Source organism: bacterium (assembly GCA_021372515.1).
Classification (GTDB): domain Bacteria; phylum Gemmatimonadota; class Glassbacteria; order GWA2-58-10; family GWA2-58-10; genus JAJFUG01.
The window spans coordinates 1-23,769 of record JAJFUG010000035.1 but is presented as its reverse complement, the minus strand read 5'-3'; the positions used below and the strand labels follow the sequence as shown (position 1 = coordinate 23,769).

Genomic DNA, 23,769 nt, shown 5'->3' with positions numbered 1-23,769 from the left:
GGAACGGAATGTCCGTCTGGTGTTCGCCGGGGCCGGGGATGACTACCCGCGCCTGGAGTCCCGCGCCGTGGCCCTCGGGCTGCGGGAAACGGTGATCTTCGAGGGACGGGTGAGCCTGGAGCGCAAGCTGGCCCTGCTGCGTCACGCCCTGGCCGTGCTCAACCCCTCACCCAAGGAGGGCTGGGGGATCACGAACCTCGAGGCCTCCGCCTGCGGCGCCCCGGTGATCGCCAGCCGCTCGCCCGGCCTTCGCGAGTCGGTGCTGGAGGGCGAAAGCGGGTTTCTGTTCGAGCCGGGGGATGTGGCCGGATTCGCCGCGCTGATCTGCCGAGTGGCCGCGGACAGCGGCCTGCGCGAGCGGCTCAGCCGCGGGGCACGCGAGTTCGCCGGGCGGTTCACCTGGGAAAACTCCGCAGCCCGGACTATCGAGCATATCGAGCAGATAATCGGCCGCGACTGAGTTTTCTTTGGCGTAGCGGCTGTTATTCCAGAGTTTTGACTGTCTGATAGGGGAAACCCGATGTATCAGCTCCGGATGCTGATTAAAATCCTGCGGCTGGGCAGTGTGCTGCGCTACCTGCTCAAAGCGCCGGATTTTATTTTTTACCGCCGCCGGAGGCCACGCCCTCCGCTGCGCCTTCAGGTGGAGGTGACCAGCCTCTGCAACTACCGCTGCCCCTCCTGTATCTGGAGCAAGCAATCCCGCCCCGCGGCCCGGGTCGACCTGGAGCGGTTCAAGGCCCTGATCGACGAGGCCCGGCCGGACTATCTCGTTCTGACCGGCGTGGGCGAGGGCCTGCTCAACGACCAGGTCTACGACATGATCCGCTACGCCAAGGGCCGCCGGATCGTGACCAAGCTCGACAGCAACGGCATGATCCTGGATGAGAGCCGCGCGCGGCGGATCGTGGACTCGGGGCTGGATTTCCTCTCCGTATCGCTGGACACAGCGGTGGAGGAGATGTACGACCGGGTGCGCAACGAGGGCAAGCTGGGACGGGTGCTGGACAACCTTCGCGCCCTGGTCGCCTACCGCAACGAGCGCGGGGCCTCGACCCACGTGGAGGTGACCCTTCTGTGCTCCAAGCTCAACATCGAGGGCCTGCCCGAGAGCGTGCGCCGCGTGGCCGGCCTGGGGCTGGATGAGGTGAACTGCGGGCTGGCGCAGCGCCTGTACGAGACCGGCAACGACATTTTCGTGCTGGAAGATAAAGACCCGGAGCACATCGCGCGCTACCGCGAAATCCTCGCCCGGGCCCGCGAGACGGCGCACGAGGTAGGCCTGACACGCACCGCCGGGTCGATCACGCTGATGCAGGAGCAGCTTGACGGCGCCGGGGACGGCAAAACGGCGCGGCAGCGGGTCTGCTATTTCGGGCTCTACAGCCCGTTCGTCTATTCGGACGGCACCCTGCTGCCCTGCTGCAACGCGGCCATGCCGGCCCTGGACAGCGAAAGCTGCATGAAGGCCATGAGCATGGGCAATGTGTTCGAAAGCGGGTTCAACGCGGTGTGGCACGGCGACAAGGCCCGTCAGGTGCGGCGCTCCGTGCTCGAAAACCGGGAGCGCTTCGCCTACTGCAGCCGCTGCCTGTACGATGAGAGCGGCCTTCTGGGCTGGCCACGGCGTCTGAGCCGTCTGCTCTACCGCGGCTGAGCGGCCGCGATGTGAACCTGGCAAGATTATTTTTTCCCTGAATCGGTTTCAGGACAGGAACGTTTTACTGTCTCCCTGGAGAGAAAAGCTTGAGCGCTGACGGCAAGAGCAAAACCGGCGGAGTGATCAAGCACGGCACGGTGCTGCTGGTGGCCACGGTGATCACCGGGCTGAGCAACACCCTGTTCAACATCCTGATGGGACGCATGCTGCCGCGCGAGGAGTACGGCGACTATTTCGGCCTGATCTCGCTGTACATGATCCTGGCCCTGCCGCTGAACGCGGTGCAGGTGGTCACGGCGCGCTACGTCTCCTCCCTGGACAGCCGGCGCCTTCTGGGCCAGGTCTCGGTGCTGCTGCGCCGCTCGGTGCTCAAGCTGGGCCTCGTGGCCGCGGCCCTGATGGCCGCGTTCCTGGTGCTGGGGCCGTTCCTGCGCGACTACCTGAACATCCGCAGCCTGGGCGCGGTCTATGTGACCGGCCTGGCGGTGAGCCTGTGCGTGCTGAGCTACGTGTTCTGGGGCGCGCTGCAGGGGTTCCAGTATTTCTACCACTACAGCGCCAACCAGGTGCTGTCCACCGCGGTCAAGCTGGGCAGCGGGGTGCTGCTGGTCTGGATGGGCTTCCAGGTGGCCGGGGCGCTGGGCTCGCTGGTGCTGTGCAACGTCGCGGTGATAGTGATGGCGATGTTCCCGCTCAACGTGATGATTTTCAAGCTCTCCGGCGGCGACTCCAATGTTGACAGCCGTCCGCACTACCGCTTTTTCTGGCCCGTGCTCATCTCGCTGCTCGGGTTCGCCGTGTTCACCTATGCGGACGCCATCGCGGTCAAGCACTTTTTCGGCCGGGCCGAGGCCGGCGAGTACGGGTTCGCCCAGGTGGTGGGCAAGGCGTTCCTGTTCGCCCCGTTAGCCATAAGCACGGCGCTGTTCCCCAAGGTCAGCCGCCTGACCGCCTCGCGCGAGCGCGGCTCGCTGCAGCTTCTGAACATGGCCCTGCTCTACTGCCTGTTGCTCTGCGCCTGCGGGGTGGTGGCCTGCATGAGTTTCCCGCACCTGATCCTGCGCATCCTGTTCCCGGAGGGCAGCGACCTGGCCGCCTCGCTGGTGCGCATTTTCGGCCTGGGGATGACCCCGGTGGCGCTGCTCAACATCCAGATCAATTTCCTGCTCGCGCGCGGGCGCAGCGGGTTCCTCTACCTGTTCCTGCCGCTGGCCGTGGCCTACGCCGTGGCCCTTCAGCTCTACCACCCGAGCCTGACCGCTGTGATCTGGGTCATGAGCGCTTTCGGGGTGCTCTCTTTCCTCTGCCTGTACGCCAGCGTGGTCTGGGGCGAGCTGCGCCGTCACCGCCGCCCGTCGCTGGGTTTCACCCGGGAGCGGGGGGAGGCCCTGGATGACTGAGAGCAGGGACAACGGCAACAGGGCCGGGGTGAAACTGTCGGTCATCATGCCGGCCTACAACGAGGGTGAGCGCATCCGCGCCAACCTGCATGAGGCCTCGTCCAGCCTGGTTGCGCTGGGAGTGCCGTTCGAGATAATCGTGGTGGATGACGGGAGCGCGGACGACACCCTGGAGGAGGCCCGCGCCGCCGCGGCGGCGGACAGCCACATCCGGGTGGCCCGCAACGTCCACAACCAGGGCAAGGGCTGGGCGCTCAAGACCGGGTTCAACCGCGCCCGCGGTGAGGTGGTGGCTTTCCTGGACGCCGACCTCGACATCGCCCCGGCCCAGCTGGGCAACCTCTGGGACAAGCTGCACCGCGAGGGCGCGGATGTGGTGATCGGCTCCAAGTTCCACCCGGATTCGAAAATCGACTACCCGCTCTGGCGGCGCCTGTTCTCGCTCTGCTATTTCCTGTTCATCAAGGTGCTGTTCGGCCTGCCGCTCAAGGACACCCAGACCGGGATAAAGCTCTACCGCCGCGGCGTGCTGGCCGAGGTGTTCCCTCACGTGCTGGTCAAAAAATTCGCTTTCGACATCGAGCTGCTGGCCATCGCGCATTACAAGGGCTTCCGCATCTCCGAGGTGCCGGTGGTGATCGATTTCCGACGCCGCATGCGCTGGGGGCGGATCGGCCTGCGCGACATCCTCAACATCCTGGTCGACACGCTTTCAATCTTTTACCGCATGAAAATTGTCGGCTATTATGACCGTCGGCTGCCGCGGCTGAGCGAGCTGCCCCCGGTCTCGATCGTGATCGCGGTGGGGCCGTTCAACGGCTACCTGGTCGAGTCGCTGGAGGCCTGTCTGGAGCTGGACTACCCGGATTTCGAGGTGCTGGTGTTCCCGGACGAGCCGTTCGAATGGGATGACCCGCGCGTGAAGGTGATCCCCACCGGCAAGCAGCCGCCCAGCTACAAGCGCGACCTGGCCCTGGAGCACGCCCGGGGTGAGATACTGGCGTTCCTGGACGATGACGCCTACCCGGTGACCGACTGGCTGACCAGCGCGGTGCGCAATTTCAGCCGCGCGGAGGTGGCCGCGGTGGGCGGCCCGGCGGTCACTCCGCCCTCGGATGACCTGCGCCGTCAGGCCAGCGGCGAAATCTACGCCTCCCCGCTGGTGGGCGGCAGCTACAACTACCGCTACATCCAGGGCATGTACCGCGAGGTGGAGGATTACCCCACCTGCAACCTCTTGGTGCGCAAGGAGGTGTTCAGCCGGGTGGGCGGTTTCGATACTCAGTATTGGCCGGGCGAGGACACCGTGTTCTGCCTGAAAGTCGTGCGGGACCTGGGGCTCAGGATCGCCTACGAGCCGGACGCCATAGTCTACCACCACCGCCGTCAGGTCTACGCCGGGCACTTGCGCCAGATACGAAGCTACGCCCTGCACCGGGGTTATTTCGTGAAAAAATTCCCGGAGACCAGCCGCAAGCCGGCCTATTTCATGCCCTCGCTCCTGGCCCTGGGCCTCACGTTCGGCTGGGCCGCCGCGTTTGTCTGGAGGCCGCTGGGCTGGGCCTATCTGGCCACGGCCGGGCTGTATTTCGCGGTGGCGCTGCTCTCGGCCTGCCTCAGTTTCAACCCCCGCATGATCTGGTACGTGTTCAGCGGGATCGTGGCCTCGCACCTGACCTACGGCTTCTGGTTCATGCGTGGGCTGCTTTCGCGTGACCTGGGCTATCCCGGCCGTCGCGGCGAGGCCGCTCCCCCGGCGGCGTCAGAGGGCGGAAAGTGAGCGCCGCGGCCGACAGGGCGGGAGGCGTCCTGCCGCGGGTGAGTTTCGTCATCCCGACCCTCAACTCGGCCTCCGTGCTGGGTCTATGCCTGGAGAGCATCCGGGCGCAGGACTATCCGCGTGAGCGGGTCGAGATCGTGGTGGCGGATGCCGGCTCGACCGACAGCACCCGCGATCTGGCCGCGCGCTATGGAGTAGACCGGATCGTCGATAACCCCCTGCGCACAGGCGAGGCCGGCAAGGCCGCCGGGTTCGCCGCCGCAACGGGTGAGATCATCGCCCTGGTGGACAGCGACAATATCCTGCCCGGCCCCGACTGGCTGCGGCGCATGGTCGCCCCGTTCGAGGACCCGCTGGTAACGGGCAGCGAGCCGCTCTGGTACGAGCATCGCCCGGGCGACCCCCTGGTAACCCGCTACTGCGCCCTGACCGGGGTGAACGACCCGCTGGTCAGTTTCCTGGGCAACTACGACCGTCTGAACTACCTCACCGGGCGCTGGACCGGCCTGACCGTGCCCACCGAGGAGCGGGAGGGCTGGCTGCGGGTCCGTCTGCAGCCCCAGGCGATTCCCACCATGGGGGCCAACGGTTTCATGGTGCGTGCCGAGGCCCTGCGCAACACCCAGTGGAGCCCCTACCTGGCCGACATTGACACGGTCTGGGACCTGGTGAGCCAGGGCCTGGACACTTTCGCCAAGGTGCGCGTGGGGATCGTGCACCTCTACTGCCCCGACATCCGCACGTTCGCGCGCAAGCAGACCCGCCGCATCCGCGACTATACCTATTTCAGCAGCCAGGGCCTGCGCCGCTACCCCTGGAAGCGCCGCCTGGGGCCGCACCTGGTACGGTTCGTGCTGTACTGCGTGTGCGTTGTCCCGCTGCTCTGGCAGGCCGCGCGCGGCTGGCTGCGCAAGCCCGATGTGGCCTGGTTTTTTCATCCGTTAGCCTGCTGGATCACGCTCTGGGTCTACGCCAGCGGGGTGGTGCGGGCGCGTTTCGTGCGCCGCGAGATGGACCGCAGCACCTGGAAACAATAGGGGAGGGCCGCGCCGTGGGGTTCTGCTGGAATATCCTCCAGAGTGTCCGCCCGCGCCAGTGGAGCAAGAACCTGCTGGTGTTCGCCGGGCTGGTGTTCGCCGAGAAACTGGGCGACCCGGAGCGTGTGCTCGAAAGCCTGCTCGCTTTCTGCGCTTTCTGCGCCTTCTCCGCCTCGGTCTACCTGCTGAACGATATCCTGGACCGCGAGCGCGACCGTCTGCACCCGGTCAAATGTAAGCGTCCCCTGGCCGCTGGACGGCTCAGTGTGAGCGCGGCGGCCTGGAGCGCATCGGCCCTGGCCCTGGCCGGGCTGCTGATCGCTCTCAGCCTGGGACCGGCCTTTGTCGCGGTGAGCGTGGCCTACCTGCTCCTGACCGGCCTCTATTCCTGGCGCCTCAAGCGGGTGGTGCTCCTGGACGTGATGCTGGTGGCGGCCGGGTTCGTGCTGCGGGTCCTGGGCGGCACCGTGGCCATCGCGGTCGAGACCAGCCACTGGATCATCCTTTGCACTTTCCTGCTCAGCCTGTTCCTTGGTTTCGCCAAGCGCCGTCACGAGCTGACCCTGCTGGAGGGGGAGGCCGATTCGCACCGCGCCGTGCTGGTCCATTACAGCCCCTATTTCCTGGACCAGATGATCTCAATTGTCACCACCAGCACCCTTCTGTGCTACATCCTCTACACCCTGAGCCCGGAAACCGTGGCGCATGTCGGCTCGACCCATCTCGTCTACACCGTGCCGTTTGTGATTTACGGCATATTCCGTTATCTTTACCTGATTCATCAAAAGCGCGGCGGAGGCGACCCGACGCTCCTGCTGTTCGCCGACCGCTCGTTGCTGCTGGATGTGGCGGCCTGGCTGGCCGCCGCGCTGGTGGTCCTGTACCTGTAATTGTTGCGACGGAGACGCGAACGGATGAAAGCCAGAGTGGCAGTGCTCAAGACCACGCCGGCCACGGTGCTGGAGGATTACGACCGTCTGGCCGGCCTGGCCGGGTTGGACGAGGCCCTGGACAAAAGAGCCCAGACCATCCTCAAGGACAACATCTCCTGGCATTTCGCCTATCCGGGGGCCAACACCACCCCCTGGCAGCTCGAGGGCTCGATCCAGGCGTTGCGTGGGCGCGGCTACGAGGACCTGGTGGCCGTGCAGAACGACACCGTGGTCACCGATGCGTTCAAGGGCGAGCGTCTGAACCGCTACGTCGACATTTTCCGGCGCTACGGCGTGCCGGTGCGCTACAATTTCCTGCCCGAGGACATGAAATGGGTCACCTACCGTCCCAAGGGCCGCCTGCGGGTGCTGGATAAGATTTTCCCGGAGGGGATCAGCCTGCCGGAGGACTTTTTCGGCCGGAACGTGGTGCACCTGCCCACGGTGAAGACCCATATCTACACCACCACCACCGGGGCGATGAAGAACGCGTTCGGCGGGCTTCTCAACCGTCGCCGCCACTACACCCACAGTGTGATCCACGAGACCCTGGTCGACCTGCTGCGTATCCAGAAAGAGATACACTCGGGGATATTCGCTTTCACGGACGGCACCACCTGCGGCAACGGCCCCGGGCCGCGCACCATGACCCCGGTGATCGGCAACTACATCCTGGCCTCCTCCGACTGCACGGCCCTGGATGCGGTCTCGAGCCGCCTGATGGGGTTCGATCCCCTGAAGATCGACTACATCCGTCTGGCCCACGAGGAGGGCCTCGGGGTGGGCGACCCGCGTCAGATTGAGCTGGTGGGCGAGGATATCAGCGGCGTGAACCTGCGGTTCAGCGTGGGCGACAACATGGCGAGCCGCGTGGGCGACCTGTTCTGGTTCAGCCCGTTAAAAGTATTCCAGCGCATGCTGTTCCACACGCCGCTGGTCTATATATTTGTTTTCGGCTCGGCTTTCTACCACGACCGCATCTGGTTCCCGGTCTGGGGCAAGAGGCGGGTGCGCGCCTGGGCCCATACGCCTTGGGGCGAGCTTTTCGAAAGCTATGGCCGGAAGGTGAAAGAGTAACCGGCTGTCGGCGGGTGGGTGCGGACAGAACCACAGTCCGGCCCGGGCGCGCGGGCGGCCTCTACATAGAGGAGTCGAGCGCATGCCCGATCCGGCCGCGCGGCGCTGTCCGGTCTGCGACAGTGCGGGGGGACGGTTGATCGCCGCCGATCACGCTGTCCCGGGAAACGTTTACCTGCGCTGCGAGGCTTGCGGCGCGGGCTATTGCGGGAACGATTTTTCCGCTGAGGACGTGCAGAAGTTCTACGATGATTTCTACGCCAGCGCCGGCTCGATCGGGCAGAGGCAGTGGGAGCGCAAGTCCCGCCATCTGCTGGGCGTGGCGGGACTGTTCCTGCGGAGCCTGGCGCGGTTCAAGCCCGCGGGACGCCTGCTGGACATCGGCTGCGGACGGGGTGAGTTGATCCACGTGGCCGCCGGCACCGGACGGTATCTCTGCACCGGGGTCGATATCTCGGCCCAAGCGGCGGCAGAGGCCCGGGCGCGTTTCGGCCTGGAGATAGTGACCGCCCCGTTCGAGGCCGGGCTTTTTGACGGTCGCAAGTTCGATGTGATCTACCTGCGCCACGTGGTCGAGCATATCCACCAGTTGAAAAGCTTTGTCCGTGACATCGCGGCGGTCTGCACCCCGGAGGCGGTGGTGGCGGTGCACGTGCCCAACGACGCCAGTTTCACCAACGCGGCCAAGCGGGTGCTCTACCGCACGGGCGCGATCCGTGAATGCGGCGCGCTCAACTACCCGTACCACGTGACCGGGTTCACCCCCGAATCGCTGGAACTGCTGTTCGAGCGGGCCGGGTTCCGGACCCTGTCCACCCGGACCCTGTCGAAACTCAACCCGATGTACGATTTCTGCACCACCCGGCTGGACTACCCGATGCTGCCGCTGAGCCTTCTGGACAGCCTGCCCGGCCGGGGCAACTCGATCATTTCCCATTTCGGCTGGCCGGGCTGAGACTCGTTTTCCGTGCGGCCCGTTCAAGGAGAAAGATGAAACGCTGGCTCGACATGGTGCTTTCCCATGCGGGATTGTCACGTCTGCTGCAGAAAACCTATGTCACGGTCTCGAAACGGCTCTACACGCTGCCGCCGGTCAATTTTGTCCTCTACCTGACCTACAACTGCAACTGGCGCTGCCAGATGTGTTTCCACCACAACGGGACATTCCACGAGCGCGCCGCGGCCGAGATCGTGCGTCGCCGGGGCGAGGAGCTGTCGCTGGAGGAGTTCAAGCGGATAATCCGCGAGCTCAAGGCCCTGGGGGTGAAAAGCCTCCCGCTGCACGGCGGCGAGCCGCTGCTGGCGAAGAATTTCACCGGGATCGTGCGCTACGCCGCCTCGCTGGGCCTGCGCCTGTCGATGGTCTCGAACCTGTCGTTCTGGGACGAGGAGAAAATGCGGGCCGCGGCCGAATGCCTCTCCGAGGTGGCGGTCTCGATCCACGGCCCGGCCGCGGTGCACGATTCGGTCGTGGGCCGTCCCGGGAGCCTGGTCACGCAGACCGAAAACCTTCTGCGCCTCAAGGCTCTGGCGGACGGCATCCCGGGCTCGAACCTGCGCCTCGGGGCGACCATGGTCATCTCGGCGCTCAACCAGGACACTATCGCCGAGACGATCCAACTGTCGCGCAACCTGCCGCTCAGCTATTTCAACCTCGGGCTGACCACTTTCACCACCCCGGAAACAGAGGAGCAGGTCTACAGCCTGTCCGGGGTGGAGCGGCGCGGCTCGGAGCTGGGCTGCAGCCGTCTGGAGCCGCGGGTCCTGGCGGTGGACGGCGGCCGGATATTCGCCCAGATGCAGGAGCTTAAAAAGCTTCAACCGGAGCTTCCGTTCCCGGTCAATTTCCTCGACCGTTTCGGCAGCGAGGAACAGTGGAACCGCTATTTCAACGACCTGCATTTCAAGCGCGCGCATTCGGAATGCCTGTATCCCTGGCTCTCCGGGGTGATCACCAGCTACGGCGAGGTCTATCCCTGCATCCAGCTCAGTTTCCTGAGCTGGCAGGTGGGAGATGTCCGCCGCCAGGGGCTGCGCGAGATCTGGTACGGCCCGGAGTACCGGCGGTTCCGCAAACTGTTCCGTCAGGTCGGCCTGCTGGACATTTGCCACAAGTGCTGTTCCACCGATTGAGCGGCCGAACCGACGCCGCAGGGAATCAGGGGAGCCGATGAGCAAAAAGAACAAGAGCGCCGCCCAGCCGGGACGGCCCGCGGCCACAGCGCCAAAAGCCGGGCCGGACCTGTCCAGTGAGCTGCCGTCCTTTGACCGGCGTTTCGGTCCCTCCGGGGCCGTGCTGACGCTGGCCCTGGCCGCGCTGGCCTGGACCTTGCCTCTGGTCCTTTCCCTGGGCGACCATGTCCTGGGAGTGTACAAGGACTACTACGGCGACATTTTCTCCGGTATCTGGGAGTTCTGGTCGGCCAAGGCCCAGTTGGTGGATGCCCACGCCTCGCCGTTCCGCTTCGACATGCTGGCCGGGCCGTACTCGGCGGTCTGGATTTCCTGGCTGGCCGCGCACAAGTATCCGGCTCTGCTGGCGCCCGTGACCGCGCTCGTGGGCCCGGTGCGGATGCTCAACCTGTTCGTGATCGGCAACCTGGTGCTGACCGGGTTCTGCATGTACCTGCTGGTCGGCCGCCTGACCGGCTCCCGCCTGGCCGGTGTGATCTCGGGGGCGTTCCTGGCGTTCTGCCCCTATTCCTACGCCCGCAGCATCATACACCTCGACCTGGCTACCCTGGGACCGCTGGCGCTGCTGCTGTACTGTGTCCTGCTGTTCGACAAGCGGCCGGGCCTTAAGACCGGGTTATGGGTGGTCCTCAGTCTGGTGCTGTTCCACGTCCTGTGCAGCGTCTACTACTACATCTACATCCCGCTGGTGTTCGGCAGCTACCTGCTGGTGAGCTTCGTGAACACTTTCGTGTACGACATCCGCGCCGGACGGCGGATCGCCGGGGGGCTGAGCCGGATCAGCCGCGGGCAGTGGCTGGCCGCCGGGGCGGTGGCCGTGGTCCTGATCGCGGCGGGCGTGTACGTGTACGTGGCCTATCTGGGACCGCTGTCACGCGTGGAAGTGCGCCCCCTGCTCTGGCAGGAGCGGTTCAAGCTGAGCTGGGCCAACTACCTGTTCCCGGGTGTGGACCACCCGCTGTTCGGCGAGCTGGCCCGCAACATTGTGACCATCCGCCGCAACGTGACCGAATCGACCGCCTACCTGGGCTGGGCGCCCCTGCTGCTGGCCCTCTGGGGGCTGCGCCGCTGGTGGCGGCGTCCCGAGACCTGGTGGATACTGCTTCCCGGGCTGGCCGGCCTGGTGCTCTCCCTGGGGCCCTACCTCGACCTGGGCGGGCTCAAGCTGCCGCTGCCCTCGATCCTGCTGCACAAGTTCGCCCCGTTCATCCGCTGTATCGGACGCTACAGCGTGTTCCTGCAGGTCTCGCTGGCGGCCCTGGCCGGGATGGGCCTGTCCGAACTGATACGGCGGAAAGGCCGCGAAAAGCTTTTCCCGCTGCTTCTGGGTGGCATCCTGCTCGTTGCCACGGTCGAGTACCTGCACCCGGCCGGGACCACCCGGGTGGCCGACAGCCCGGCCGCGGGCGGCCCGCTCTACACGGCCCTGGCCGCGCTGCCAGACAGCGCCGAGGTGATCGAGTACCCCACCTGTGCCTCCACCGGGCTGGCTTTCACCGATTACCTGTATTTCCAGACCCTGCACCACCGCGACCTGTTCAACCGGCATTTCGAGACCAACACCATCCCGACGGACTACTTGCCGTTCTGGCAGGATATCGACTATCCCGGCTCTCTGAGCGACCCGAACAACGTGGCCCTGCTGCGCTATTTCGGGGTCGAATGGCTGGCGTTCCACAAGCGGGACGAGGTGAACCCGCCCTCGCTGCCCCTGCCCGACATGCAGGGCGTGGAGGGCCTGACCCTGGAGAAGGATTTCGGCGCGGAGCGCCTCTACCGCGTCACAGCCGCGCCTGCCACGGTAATGCTTTCTTTCCAGACCATACCCTATTATAATTACCTCGAAGTCCAGCGCAGCCAGCCGGATGAGGGTTTCATGGCCCCGAACGTGCTGGGGGCCGAGGGCAGCCGCGCGGGCTGGCGGATCATGACCGCCGCCGCCGGGCTGACCGTGCGTTCCCTGAGTGACAGCCCGCAGAAAGTGGCCCTGCGCGCCCGGGCGGTCTCGTTCCAGCAGGAGCGGACCCTGCGGGTCAAGGATGGGGACAATCTTCTCAGCACGGTGACCGTGGGCGTGCAGCCCGGACCGGTTACCCTGGCCGAGCTGGAGCTGGCCCCGCGCCAGGTTCTCGAGTTGAAACTCGACACTCCGGATGGGGTAAACCAGATTAACACCGCCGACGGCACGATGTCCGTGTCGCTGGCTCTCAGCGCGGTGCGGGTGGATATCCTTCAGTAGAGAAACGAACGCGAGAGGCGCCATGGATTCAGCCCCGCAGAGCCGTCCGGATGTGACAGTCCTGGTCCCGGCCTACAACGAGCTGGAGAATATCCCCGAACTGGTGCGGGTGCTGGGCGCGATGTTCGACCGCCACGGCCTGCGCGGGCAGATCGTGCTGGTGGACGACGGCAGCACGGACGGCACCTGGGAGGCGGCGCTGCACTGCGCCGAGACCGAGCCGCGCCTGACCGTGCTGCGCCACCGCACCAATTTCGGCAAGACCGAGGCCATGCTGACCGGCGCCGAGGCGGCCGGCGGCGAGGTGATCGTGCTGTACGACGCCGACATGCAGCACGCGCCGGAGGACATCGCGCGCTTCGTGGAAAAGATGCGCCAGGGCTATGACATGGTCTGCGGCCGCAAGGTGGGGCACTATACGAAGCGGTTTGTCTCCTCGATCTACAACCGCCTGTCGCAGATGCTGTTCAAGGTGCCGGTGCACGACCTCAACTCGATGAAAGCTTTCCGCCGCGAGGTGATCGAGGCCGTGCACCTGCGTCACGACTGGCACCGCTTTTTCGCGGTCTTCGCCCATAACCAGGGCTTCCGTCTGGGCGAGATCGATATCGAGCTGCTGCCGCGCCGTCACGGCCAGGCCAAGTATTCCGGGCACTGGCGCGTGATGATCGGCCTGCTGGACCTGCTGAGCGTGAAAATGATGCTGGGTTTCGGCAAAAAGCCGATGACCCTGTTCGGCACGGCAGGGCTGGGCCTTCTGTTCTGCGGGTTTGTCACCGGCCTGGTGGCCCTGTACTACCGGATCGTGTTGCTGCATGGCTACCGGCCGCTGCTCTACCTGGTGATACTGTTCGTGCTGGCTGGGGTGCTGCTGTTCAGCCTGGGTTTTCTGACCGAGCTGATCGGCCAGCTCCTGGAGCGCCTGGAACGTATCGAGCAGCGTCAGCGGCGCCCGCGTGAATGAGTGCGCTGCGGTGTGACAGCTCCGCAGCGGCAACTCGATTGTTCTTACATTCGGCTTAGAAGGGGCGCTATGCGCCGTGCCCCTGCGGTTTTCCTCTCCCAAAGCTGTCCCGGCGGTTCTATTTCTTACTTGTAGGGGTTGATTTCGAACCTTCCCCCGTAGTATCTCGGGATAACCTCACGGAGATGATGTGGCTACACATAAACAGCAAACCCCGGACGCCCATCCCGCGGTATCTTCGTCCCGTCTGACGGGCTGGGCCGGGCGCAATCGCCGCAACGTGCTGTATGTTTCCCTGCTGGCCAACCTTGTCCTCTGTCTCTTTCTGTTCGACCCCAAGCCGCACACCGGCGGAGACAACGCCAGCTACATCATCCTGGCCCAGAGCATCCTGCACCCGGGGGACGGCTACACGCAGCATATCGGGCCGGGGCCGGTGGTGCCCCACACCCAGTACCCGTTCGGCTATCCGCTCCTGCTGGCCCCGCTGGTGGCCCTGGCCGGAGTGAATTTTGTCGTCCTCAAGTTACTGTCGGTGGCCTTTTCGCTGCTCTCGGTCTTCCTGTTCCACCGGATCATGAAATGCAACACAACGCCGGTGATCGCGGCCGCGGCCACGTTATGTTTCGCGCTCAACCCGGTCCTGGTGGATTTCTCGCACTGGGTGTTGAGCGAGGAGGCTTTCCTCTGTTTCAGCCTGCTGGCCCTGTATTTCCTGACCGAGGCCACCCGTGGCGGGGGCGAGGTCAGGTTCGGACGGACTTTCTGGCTGGCGGTAGTCTGCCTGGCGTTCACCGCCCACATCCGCTCGATCGGGGTGGCTTTCGTGGGCGGCGGCATGCTCTATTTCATGGTGCGGCGCCAGTGGAAAGCCCTGGCCGTGTTCTTCCTGGCCGTGGCCGCGCTGATGGCGCCCTGGACCATCCGCAACCACCTGGTCAGCACCGAGAACTCGGCCGTGGCCAGCGCTTTCATGATGATAGACCCCTACAAGCCCGAGCTGGGCACGATCACTGCGGCCGACCTGGCCAGAAGGATCATGCACAACATCTCGACTTACGGCGGGTTCGATTCGGCCCGAGTGGTGCTCGGCTCGGAAAGCCTGTGGGCCCTGTCCGTGCCGGCTGTCTTTTTGGCGGTTGTGGTGAGCCTGCTGGTGGTGACCGGCCTTCTCGGCAGGATCGTCAAGCACGGGATGGGCCTGCTGGAGGCGTATTTCAGCTTCTTTCTCTGTATTGTGCTGGTCTGGCCGGATGCCTGGAGCGACGTGCGATTCATCATGCCGCTCATCCCGCTGATGCTGTTCTACCTGGCCACGGCCGTGGAACTGATCGTGGGCCTGGTCCGTCCATGGCGCAAGCGGGCCACGGTCGCGGCGGCCGTGGCGCTGCTGGCGGTGGCGGCGCTGTCGCTGAGCGCCCAGGTCGTGCGGATTCCTTTCAACCTGCGCATGCTGACAGCCTGGAGCTCCGGGAACCGCTACGCCGGCTATCCCCCCAACTGGCGGCGTTTCTTCGAGGCCGCCGACTGGATTCGCGACAACACCCCGGCCACGGCGGTCGTGTCATCGCGCAAGCCGCGCCTGGTTTACCTCTGGAGTAACCGCAGGGTGGTGGGCTACCCGTTCACCACCGACACCGAGGCCGTGATGGCCGAGGTCACGCAGGCCGACTATGTCATTCTGGACAATGTGAGCGGCACCACCGATCGCTATCTGATACCGGCGCTGAAGAAACATCAGAATCAATTCAAGATCGTCCACCGCACCGCCGCCCCTCCTACCTGGGTGCTGGAGGTGCTCAAGTGAAAGTGCTGTTCATCGTCACCTCGTTCCCACGCTCGGAGGCTGACATCATCACCCCCTGGATGGTCGAGAATATCCAGCGCCTGCGCGAAAAAGGGGTGGAGGTGACGGTCTACACCTGCGCCAGCCGCGGCCTGGGCGACCAGGTGGTGCACGGGATCCAGGTGCGGCGGTTCCGCTACTGCCTGCGCCGCTGGGAGCTGCTCTCGCACGATGAGACCATCCCGGAGCAGATACGCAAGAACAAGCTCTTCCTCCTGCTGGTGTTTCCTTATCTGCTGTTCGGCGTAATCGGCCTGCGGCGTGTGCTGCGCCAGGAAAAGTTCGACCTGATTCACGTGCACTGGCCGTTCCCGCTGGGCGTGTTCGGCTGGTTCGCCCGTCGCTGGTCGGGCCGTCCGCTGGTGACCCAGTTCTACGGGGTGGAGCTGCGCTGGGTCCGCACCAAGATGAAAGCGTTCCTGCCGTTTCTGCGCAGCGTGATCCGCGGCAGCGATATGGTGAGCGCTATCAGCTCGCACACCGCGGCCGAGATCGAGGCGGTCTGCCCGGGCACGCGCGTGGAGCTGGTGCCCTACGGCTCGCCGGTGCCGCCGCCGCGGGAGTGCCCGCCGCCCGAGGGCGGGCCGGGCCGGGAGCGGCGGGTGCTGTTTGTCGGCCGGCTGGTGGAGCGCAAGGGGGTGGAGTTCCTGGTGCGGGCGCTGGAAGTGATCGAGACCCCGTTCCCGGTGCGCCTGGACATCGTGGGCAGCGGCCCGGAGTCCGGGGCCCTGGCCGAGTTGACCGCGGAGCTGGGGTTGCAGGACAGGGTGTTCCTGGCCGGACGGGTCTCGAACGAGGAGTTGTTGCGCTACTACGCCGCCTGCGACTGTTTTGTCCTGCCCGCCATCGTGGACCACAAGGGCGACACCGAGGGACTGGGCGTGGTGCTGATCGAGGCCCTCTGCTACCGCAAGCCGGTGGTGGCGAGCCGTCTGGGCGGGATAGTGGACATCATCAAGGATGGGCGCACCGGGTTGCTGGTGCCGGAGAAAGACCCGGCCGCACTGGCCGCTGCGCTGCGCCGCGTGTTGACCGACGAGGCCCTGGCCGCGCGCCTGGGAGCGGACGGTTACGCGTTCGCGCAGGAGTATTTCGACCCGGGACGTATCGCCGGGCGCTGGGCCGAGCTTTACAACCGGCTGGCCGGGCGCGGCTCAAAGCGTTAGCCGGCCTCACTTTTCCCCACGCCGCCCGACCCGCTGCGCGGGTTTTTTGCTTTCACGGTCAGTGCGGATTGCTTATATTCCGGGCCGGATGTACCGGGGAAGACGAGACTGAGTCACCTTTCCGTTCCCGCGGTGGTGCGGGGACGGGCACACCACAGGGAAAGATGCGCAGATGAAAAAAGCCCTGATCACCGGAATCACCGGCCAGGATGGCTCCTACCTGGCCGAGCTGCTGCTGGAAAAAGGCTACGAGGTGCACGGTATCGTACGGCGCGTGGCCCTGGAGGACCCTGACCACCGGATGTGGCGCATTCGCCATATCCTGGACGAGTTGCAGCTCCACAGCGCCTCGCTGGAGAGTTTCCCCAGCCTTTTTAAAGTAGTGCAGAAAATCGTGCCGGATGAGTGCTACCACCTGGCCGCCCAGAGCTTTGTCTCCTACTCGTTCGAGGACGAGTTCTCCACGTTCAACACCAACATAAACGGCACCCATTATATCCTGGCCTGCGTGCGCGAGTTGGCCCCGCACTGCCGTTTCTATTTCGCCGGGTCGAGCGAGATGTTCGGCAAGGTGCGCGAGGTGCCGCAGACCGAGGCCACGCCGTTCCACCCGCGCTCGCCCTACGGGATCACCAAGGTGGTGGGTTTCGAGCTGACCCGCAACTACCGCGAAGCCTACGGTCTGCACGGCTCCACGGGGATCCTGTTCAACCACGAGTCTCCGCGGCGCGGCTTCGAGTTTGTCACGCGCAAGGTCACGCACAACGTGGCCAAGATCAAGCTGGGCCTGGAGCGCGAGGTGCGCCTGGGCAACCTGGAGGCCAAGCGCGACTGGGGCCACGCCCGCGAGTACGTGCGCGCCATGTGGCAGATGCTGCAGCAGGACAAGCCGGATGACTACGTGGTCGCCACCGGCGAGACCCACTCCGTGCGCGACCTGGTGGAAACGGCGTTCGCCGCGGCCGGCCTCGACTGGCGCGAGTACGTGAAAGTGGATGAGACCTTTTTCCGCCCGGCCGAGGTGGACCTGTTGATCGGCCGGACAGACAAGGCGAAGAAAGTCTTAGGCTGGAACCATTCGGTCAGTTTCGACCAGTTGGTGCGCGAGATGGTCGAGACCGACCTGGAACTGGTCGAGCGGCAGTTGAAAAAGGGTTGAGACGGGTTTTGCTTCCCCTTTGGGAAAGAGGGGAATCGATACCGCGAACGGATATAAAATGACGCCTCGGCGGCACGCATGAATGTCCTGTACATCACCACGTTGTTCCCGCGCCACGACCAGGATGTGCTCAATCCCTGGATGATCGAGACTGTCCTGCGCCTCAAGGCGCGGGGGGTGAATGTGACGGTCTACGTCCCCGCCTGGCGCGGCCTGGGAGACCACGTCTACCGGGGCATCCCGGTGCGGCGGTTCCGCTATTTTCCAAAGCGCTGGGAGGTCCTGTCGCACGATGAGACCGTGCCGGACCAGCTCCGCCGCAACAAGCTTTTTGCCGTGCCGGTGGCGTTCTACCTTCTGTTCGGCGTGCTGGGCCTGCCCCGTGTGCTGCGCGAGCGCAAGTACGACCTGATCCACGTGCACTGGCCGTTCCCGCACGGGCTGTTCGGCTGGTTCGCCGGGCGTTGGTCCGGGGCGCCGGTGGTGAGCCAGTTCCACGGGGTGGAGCTGCGCTGGGTTACCCGCAAGCTGAAACCGTTCGTGCCGTTCCTGCGCGCGGTGCTGCGCGGCAGCCGTCTGGTGATCGCCAACAGCTCCGACACGCGCGCCGAGATCGAGCGCCTGGGCACAGGCTGCCGGGTGGAGGTGGTGCCATACGGTTCGCCGGTGCCCGATCCGGGCGACACTCCGCTTCCGCCCGCGGACAGCTCGCGGCCGCGGCGGCTGCTGTTCGTGGGCCGTCTGGTGGAGCGCAAGGGGGTGGAATACCTTATCCGCGCCCTGCCGCTTCTGGACAGCCTGCCCTGGCCGGTGCACCTGGACATCGTGGGCTCCGGGCCGCTGGAGGAGCCTTTGCGCTCCCTGGTGCGCGAACTTGGCCTGGAGGGCCGGGTACGCTTGGCCGGACGGGTGCCCAACGAGGGCCTGAAAGATTTCTACTCCGCCTGCGACTGCTTTGTCCTGCCCGCGATAATCGACTCGCGCGGCGACACCGAGGGCCTGGGCGTGGTGCTGATCGAGGCCCTCACGTTCCGCCGCCCGGTGGTGGCCTGCGGTCTGGGCGGGATAGTGGACGTGATCAAGCCCGAACGCACCGGGCTGCTGGTCCCTGAAAAGGACCCGGTCGCCCTGGCCGCGGCTGTCACCCGCGTGCTGACCGACCGCGAGTTGGCCCGCAGCCTGGGCGAGACCGGCAGCGCTTTCGTGCGCGAATATTTCAACTGGGACCGTATCCTGGACCGCACGGTGGAGCTGTACCGCGAGGCCGTGCAGACAGCCTGAATAGTTTTTGCCGCACCCCAACCCTATGCGCCGCGAGGCCCCCTACCATGACACAGAGAAAAAGCAAAGCCGCCGCAGCGCCGTCCGCGCAAGCAGGCGCTGTCGCGGGCGAGGGCGCGCCCGGGCGGCCCTGGCAGTTCGTACTGGCCCTGGCCGGGTTCCTGCTGGTCACCCTGGTGATCTATTTCCGCGAGTTCATATTCAATTCCGGCTGGATGCTCTACGGCTCGGACATGATCACCCAGGGTTTCCAGACCCGCAAGCTGGGGGTGGATGCCGTGGCCGCGGGCCAGGGCATCCCGCTCTGGAACCCTCTCTCCTACTGCGGCCTGCCCTACGTGGGCGGACTGCCCGGCCCGATGTTTTTCCCGACCAGCATTCTGTATTATATCATGCCCCTGGAGCGGGCTATCGGCTGGAGCATCCTGCTGATGATGCTTTCCGGCGGGCTGTTCGCCTATCTTTGGATTCGTGAGCTGGGCCTGTCGCGCTGGAGCGGGGCGTTCGCCGCGGTGGCCTGGACTTTCACCGGCTGGGTGGCGAGCACGCTCAACGGCGGGCATGACGGCCGTCAGTTCACGATCCTGCTGCTGCCGTTGGCCATGTTTTTCGCCGAGCACGGCCTCAAGCGCCGCAAGCTCGTCTGGTTCCTGCTTATGGGTGTGGCCGTGGCGCTGCAGATCCTCTCGCCCCACGTGCAGATGATGTACTACAGCTCCCTGGCCGTGGCGGCCTGGTTCGTGTTCCGGGTGGTCAACCTCTGGCGGGAGAAAACTTCCACCGGCGCGCTGACCAAGTTGAGCGTGTATTTCACCATCGGTTTCATTTTCGCGGTCAGCCTGTCGGCGTTGCAGTTTTTCCCCGAGGTGGTGGACCAGGGCTACTCCCACCGTCAGGCCGGCACCGGCCTGGGCTACGAGGGCTACCAGCACGCGACCTCGTTCTCGATGCACCCGCTGGAGACCGTGGGCCTGGTGATCCCGGGGTTCACCGGCGAGCCGGCCTCCTACTGGGCGGGAGCGGATTTCAAGGGCCACAGCGAGTACATGGGCCTGGCCGTGGCCCTGTTCGCCCTGGTGGCCCTGGTCTACCGGCGCAACCGTGTGACCTGGTTCTTCGCGGCTCTGGGGCTGTTCGCCCTGCTGTTCAATTTCGGCAAGTTCACCCCGTTCTTCAAGCTGCCCTATTACCTTCTGCCCAAGGTCAAGGATTTCCGCGCGCCCAACATGATGTTCTTTGTCTGCGGGTTCAGCTTGCTCACACTGGCCGCCTATGGCCTGGAGAGCCTTATCGCCGGGGCGCGGGACAAGTCCGGCGGGGAGGAGGGCGCGCGCGCGGTGCGTCTGCTGGGGCTGTCGGCCATAGTGCTGGCCCTGGTGAGTGTACTTCTTGCCACGGGCAGGAGCGCTTTCATCCCGGTGCTGGCCGGGATGCTGCCCGCCGGCCTGGGGCCGATGCGCCAGCCCGCCCTGGCCCAGTACTACCCGCAGATCGTCAAGGCCGCCTTAATCAGCACCCTGGTGGCCCTGGTGCTCTGGGGTGCGGCCTGGGCCTACCTGCGGGGAAAGATCAGTGCCCTGGTCCTGACCGCGATCCTTCTGCCGCTCACCTGGGGCGACCTGATGCGCATGGATGTCAACTGGCTGCAGGCGCTCGATCCGGGACGGGTCTACGTCAAGGACAAGATAGTCCAGGCCCTGCAGCAGGAGAAAGAGCCCTACCGGGTGTTTTTCTTCCCCACGCCGAACACCGGCGATTACTGGGACAACAGCCTGCTCTATTTCGACATCCCGACTATCAACGCCAGCATGCCGCTGCGTCTGGCCTGGTACGAGGAGCTGATGGGCTCGTTCCAGATGACCAATTTCACGAAGCTCCCGCCGCTCTGGCACATGCTCAACGCGCGGTTTATCATGGTGCGCCAGGGCAATATCGCCGAGCAGCTCCAGCAGTACCTGCAGGGCGAAAAGGTGGCCGAGGACCCAACCACCGGCCGGGTGCTGATCTCCAACCCCGCGGCCTGGCCGCGGTTCCGTCTGTTCAGCCGCTTCGAGGCCCTGGATGCGGATGACAAGTTCATCCCGCGCTTGACGGCGCAGGATTTCGACTGGCAGAACACCCTGGCGCTGATGGACAAGCCGGAGTTCGACCCGGCCACCTTAGACGGCGCCGCGCCGGAGGGCGATATCAAGCTGCTGCGCTACGAGGATGACGCCCTCGAATTGAGCGTGAGCACCGCGCGGCCGGCCCTGCTCTACCTGGCAGAGACCTGGCACCCGAGCTGGAAAGCCGAGCTGGACGGCGCCACGGCCAAAGTTTACCGGGCCAATCTTGCCATGCGCGCGGTGTATGTCGGCCCAGGCGAGCACAAGCTGGTCATGCGTTACGAGAGCGCCGCCTGGACCTGGGGTCTGCGCCTGAGCCTGGTCTCGATTGTCGGCCTGGCCGCTGTGCTGGGCTTGGCCGCCTACAGGAAGGACTGGTAGCTTGAGCCTGAAAAAATGGGCCCTGCATCTGGTCCAGGCGGCAATCCTGGTCATAATCGGCTACTACCTGATCTGGCGCAACCTGGTCCTCAACTGGCACAGCCTGTCCGGGTACGGCTGGGACATCCACTGGTGGCCGTTCTGGCTCTCGCTGCTGGTCAACTCGATGGCGTTCACGTTCAACGCCCAGATCTGGCGCATGATGGTGGCCGTGCTGGGCGGTGTGGCGGTGCGTCCTTTCCGCGCGGCCTATATCTGGTTCGTCTCCAGCCTGGGGCGCTACCTTCCGGGCAAGGTCTGGCAGATCGCCGGACTGGCCATGCTGGCCCGTCAGGATGGGGTGAGCGCGGTGGACAGCACGGCCTGCGCGGTGCTGAACCAGGTGCTGCACCTTCTGGCCGGCAGCGCGGTGGGCCTTCTGTTCCTGCCTGCCGAGTTGACCGGGCTGATGGGAAAAGTGGGGCGCTGGGCCTGGCTGGCCGTGCCGCTTATATTGGTCTGCCTCTGGCCGCCGCTACTCAACCGTCTGCTGGCCCTGGCCGCGCGCCTGAGCGGCAAGCCCGCGGTGCAGTGCCGGATGGGGGTGCGTCACCTGGCGCTCTGGTTCGGCCTGAACGTGATTGTCTGGATGGTCTACGGGCTGACTTTCTATTATTTTACCCTGGCCGTGCTCCCCGGCTGCGGTCTCGGCCCCGGCGCGGCGGCCGGGGTGTACGCGGTGAGCTACGTGGCCGGGTTCCTGGTGCTGATCGCCCCGGGCGGCTTGGGAGTGCGCGAGTCGCTCATCACCGTGTTCCTGGCAGGCCAGCTCGGCCAGGCGCGGGCAACCGTGATCGCGCTGGTCTCGCGTCTCTGGCTGACCGTGGCCGAGCTGGTGCCCCTGGCTATAGTTCTGGTTGTGGGCGGACTGCCGGGAAAGATAGAAGTGGCAGGGAAGGAAGCAAAAAGTTAGGTGACAAATCCCCACCCCCTTTCCAAGGGGGCTGGGGGGGATTAAAGAGGAAACAAGGCAAATCCTCCTCGATCCCCCTTTGCAAAAGGGGGAGGTTAAAGCTCAAATGCCGGGCGAACACGAGGTTCGCCCCTACGAAAGATGAATGACTCCTGCGGCCGGTCAGAATGGCTGCGGATAGAAACTGGCTGGAGACCCCCGCATGCCGCGCTCTCTGGTGGTGACACCGACCTATAACGAGAAAGAGAACCTCGAACGCCTGGTGGCCCAGGTCCTGGCGGTCGACCCCTGCCTGGAGCTGCTGGTGGTGGACGACAACTCGCCGGACGGCACCGGGCGGATCGCCGACAGCCTGGCCGAGGCCAGCGGGGGACGGGTGCATGTCCTGCACCGCGCGGGCAAGCTGGGGCTCGGCTCGGCCTACCGCGAGGGGTTCCACTGGGCCCTGGAGCGCGACTACGAACTGGTGTTCGAGATGGACGCCGATTTCTCGCACGACCCGCGCTACCTGGCCGATTTCCTGCGCGCCTCGGAAGAGGCCGACTTGGTGATCGGCTCGCGCTACGTCAGCGGGATCAACGTGGTCAACTGGCCGCTCAGCCGCCTGATGCTCTCCTACGGGGCGAGTTTCTACACCCGGGTCATCACCGGGCTGCCGGTGCGCGACCCCACCGGCGGGTTCAAGTGTTTCCGGCGCGAGGTGCTGGCGGCCCTGGACCTGGACGGCATCCAGTCGGAGGGCTACTCGTTCCAGATCGAGGTGAATTTCAAGGTCTGGCGCAAGGGGTTACGCATCAAGGAGATACCAATCATTTTCATCGACCGGCATTCCGGCAGCTCCAAGATGAACCGACGGATCATCCTGGAGGCGGTCTGGATGGTCTGGTGGCTCAAGCTCCAGGCCATTCTGGGGCGCATCTGAATGACCGGGGAGGCGGTAAAACGGTGGCGGGCGGACACAGAAAGACCGGCCGGCTCTATATTCTGCTCGACCTGATCGCGGCCCAGGCGGCTTTCTACAGCGCCGTGCTGCTGCGCTTCGGCCGTCTGCACCCGCTCCCGCCGTTTTTCGACGGGTCCTCCTACCTGTTCTATTCCCTGCTGGTCCTGGTCCTCTACAGCCTGATCCTGGGCGCCTGGGGGATCGGCCGGGGGCGGTTGCCCGCGCTGGGGGGCCTGCTCAAGGCCGTGCTGACCCTGGGGGTGGTGGCCAACGTCCTGCCGTTCTATTTCCAGGGTTTCGCTTTCAGCCGTTTCGTGTTCATGGGTTTCAGCCTGCTGAGCCTGTTTTACGGGCTCGGCTGGCGTTTCGTGTTCTTTATCCTGATTGAATCCCCCTCCCTGGCCCACCTGGCGCGCGAACGGGTGGTGCTGGCCGCGGCGCGGGAACGCCTGGCCGCCTTGGAGCGCGCCGCCGGCGGGTTCGCAGCCGGACGGTTCGAGGTGGTCGGGCACGCGGTGGACTGCCCCTCAACCGATGAAGCGCAGGACAAATCCCCGGCGGTCTGCCTGGAGGAACTGCCGGTCCTGGCCCGCAGGTGCAGGGCCGACCTGGTGCTGCTCGACCCGGAGGGCATCCGTCCGTCGCGCTGGCTGA

The 23,769-nt window shown here is 65.3% G+C and carries 19 protein-coding genes; all 19 read left to right on the top strand.

From position 1 onward, the window contains the following. Positions 1 to 460, top strand: a 460-nt coding sequence (locus LLH00_03335) for a glycosyltransferase family 4 protein (GenBank protein ID MCE5270296.1), incomplete at its 5' end; no start/stop codon positions are given. A gap of 60 nt (positions 461 to 520) precedes the next feature. Continuing rightward, positions 521 to 1,657 (top strand): radical SAM protein, encoded by a 1,137-nt coding sequence (locus LLH00_03330; protein MCE5270295.1) that lies wholly within the window; start codon positions 521 to 523, stop codon positions 1,655 to 1,657. 89 nt (positions 1,658 to 1,746) lie between these two features. Further along, positions 1,747 to 3,060 (top strand): hypothetical protein, encoded by a 1,314-nt coding sequence (locus LLH00_03325; GenBank protein ID MCE5270294.1) that lies wholly within the window; start codon positions 1,747 to 1,749, stop codon positions 3,058 to 3,060. Continuing rightward, positions 3,053 to 4,840, top strand: a complete 1,788-nt coding sequence (locus LLH00_03320) for a glycosyltransferase (protein MCE5270293.1) — start codon at positions 3,053 to 3,055, stop codon at positions 4,838 to 4,840. The genes LLH00_03325 and LLH00_03320 overlap by 8 nt, the downstream gene beginning before the upstream one ends. Beyond that, the gene (locus LLH00_03315; protein MCE5270292.1) at positions 4,837 to 5,877 is read left to right on the top strand and encodes a glycosyltransferase family 2 protein; all 1,041 of its coding nucleotides are present in this window, start codon (positions 4,837 to 4,839) and stop codon (positions 5,875 to 5,877) included. Before LLH00_03320 ends, LLH00_03315 begins: the two co-directional genes overlap by 4 nt. A gap of 14 nt (positions 5,878 to 5,891) precedes the next feature. Further along, entirely contained in the window at positions 5,892 to 6,767 is an 876-nt protein-coding gene (locus LLH00_03310; protein MCE5270291.1) for a decaprenyl-phosphate phosphoribosyltransferase, read from the top strand. Between the two features lie 24 nt (positions 6,768 to 6,791). Next, positions 6,792 to 7,886, top strand: a complete 1,095-nt coding sequence (locus LLH00_03305) for a DUF362 domain-containing protein (GenBank protein ID MCE5270290.1) — start codon at positions 6,792 to 6,794, stop codon at positions 7,884 to 7,886. A gap of 82 nt (positions 7,887 to 7,968) precedes the next feature. Then, positions 7,969 to 8,841 carry a class I SAM-dependent methyltransferase gene (locus tag LLH00_03300; GenBank protein ID MCE5270289.1) on the top strand — a complete coding sequence of 291 codons (873 nt, stop codon included), beginning with the start codon at positions 7,969 to 7,971 and terminating at the stop codon, positions 8,839 to 8,841. A 35-nt stretch (positions 8,842 to 8,876) separates the two neighbouring features. After that, positions 8,877 to 10,019 (top strand): radical SAM protein, encoded by a 1,143-nt coding sequence (locus tag LLH00_03295; GenBank protein MCE5270288.1) that lies wholly within the window; start codon positions 8,877 to 8,879, stop codon positions 10,017 to 10,019. Positions 10,020 to 10,056: 37 nt separating this feature from the next. Next, a complete protein-coding gene (locus tag LLH00_03290) occupies positions 10,057 to 12,318 on the top strand; it encodes a hypothetical protein (protein ID MCE5270287.1) in 2,262 nt (753 codons plus the stop codon). Positions 12,319 to 12,340: 22 nt separating this feature from the next. Further along, positions 12,341 to 13,282 carry a glycosyltransferase family 2 protein gene (locus LLH00_03285; protein ID MCE5270286.1) on the top strand — a complete coding sequence of 314 codons (942 nt, stop codon included), beginning with the start codon at positions 12,341 to 12,343 and terminating at the stop codon, positions 13,280 to 13,282. 190 nt (positions 13,283 to 13,472) lie between these two features. Next, a complete protein-coding gene (locus tag LLH00_03280) occupies positions 13,473 to 15,089 on the top strand; it encodes a glycosyltransferase family 39 protein (GenBank protein ID MCE5270285.1) in 1,617 nt (538 codons plus the stop codon). After that, positions 15,086 to 16,294 carry a glycosyltransferase family 4 protein gene (locus tag LLH00_03275; protein MCE5270284.1) on the top strand — a complete coding sequence of 403 codons (1,209 nt, stop codon included), beginning with the start codon at positions 15,086 to 15,088 and terminating at the stop codon, positions 16,292 to 16,294. The genes LLH00_03280 and LLH00_03275 overlap by 4 nt, the downstream gene beginning before the upstream one ends. Before the next feature lie 172 nt (positions 16,295 to 16,466). Further along, complete coding sequence (locus LLH00_03270) at positions 16,467 to 17,453, top strand: GDP-mannose 4,6-dehydratase (GenBank protein ID MCE5270283.1); 987 nt, start codon at positions 16,467 to 16,469, stop codon at positions 17,451 to 17,453. Positions 17,454 to 17,531: 78 nt separating this feature from the next. Next, positions 17,532 to 18,734, top strand: coding sequence for a glycosyltransferase (locus LLH00_03265; GenBank protein MCE5270282.1), 1,203 nt, complete (start codon positions 17,532 to 17,534; stop codon positions 18,732 to 18,734). 47 nt (positions 18,735 to 18,781) lie between these two features. Then, positions 18,782 to 21,220 (top strand): hypothetical protein, encoded by a 2,439-nt coding sequence (locus LLH00_03260; protein MCE5270281.1) that lies wholly within the window; start codon positions 18,782 to 18,784, stop codon positions 21,218 to 21,220. A gap of 1 nt (position 21,221) precedes the next feature. Continuing rightward, the gene (locus tag LLH00_03255; protein MCE5270280.1) at positions 21,222 to 22,172 is read left to right on the top strand and encodes a flippase-like domain-containing protein; all 951 of its coding nucleotides are present in this window, start codon (positions 21,222 to 21,224) and stop codon (positions 22,170 to 22,172) included. 202 nt (positions 22,173 to 22,374) lie between these two features. Further along, positions 22,375 to 23,094, top strand: a complete 720-nt coding sequence (locus tag LLH00_03250; protein MCE5270279.1) for a polyprenol monophosphomannose synthase — start codon at positions 22,375 to 22,377, stop codon at positions 23,092 to 23,094. 23 nt (positions 23,095 to 23,117) lie between these two features. Then, positions 23,118 to 23,769: hypothetical protein (locus LLH00_03245; protein ID MCE5270278.1), on the top strand; the 652-nt coding region annotated here is incomplete at its 3' end.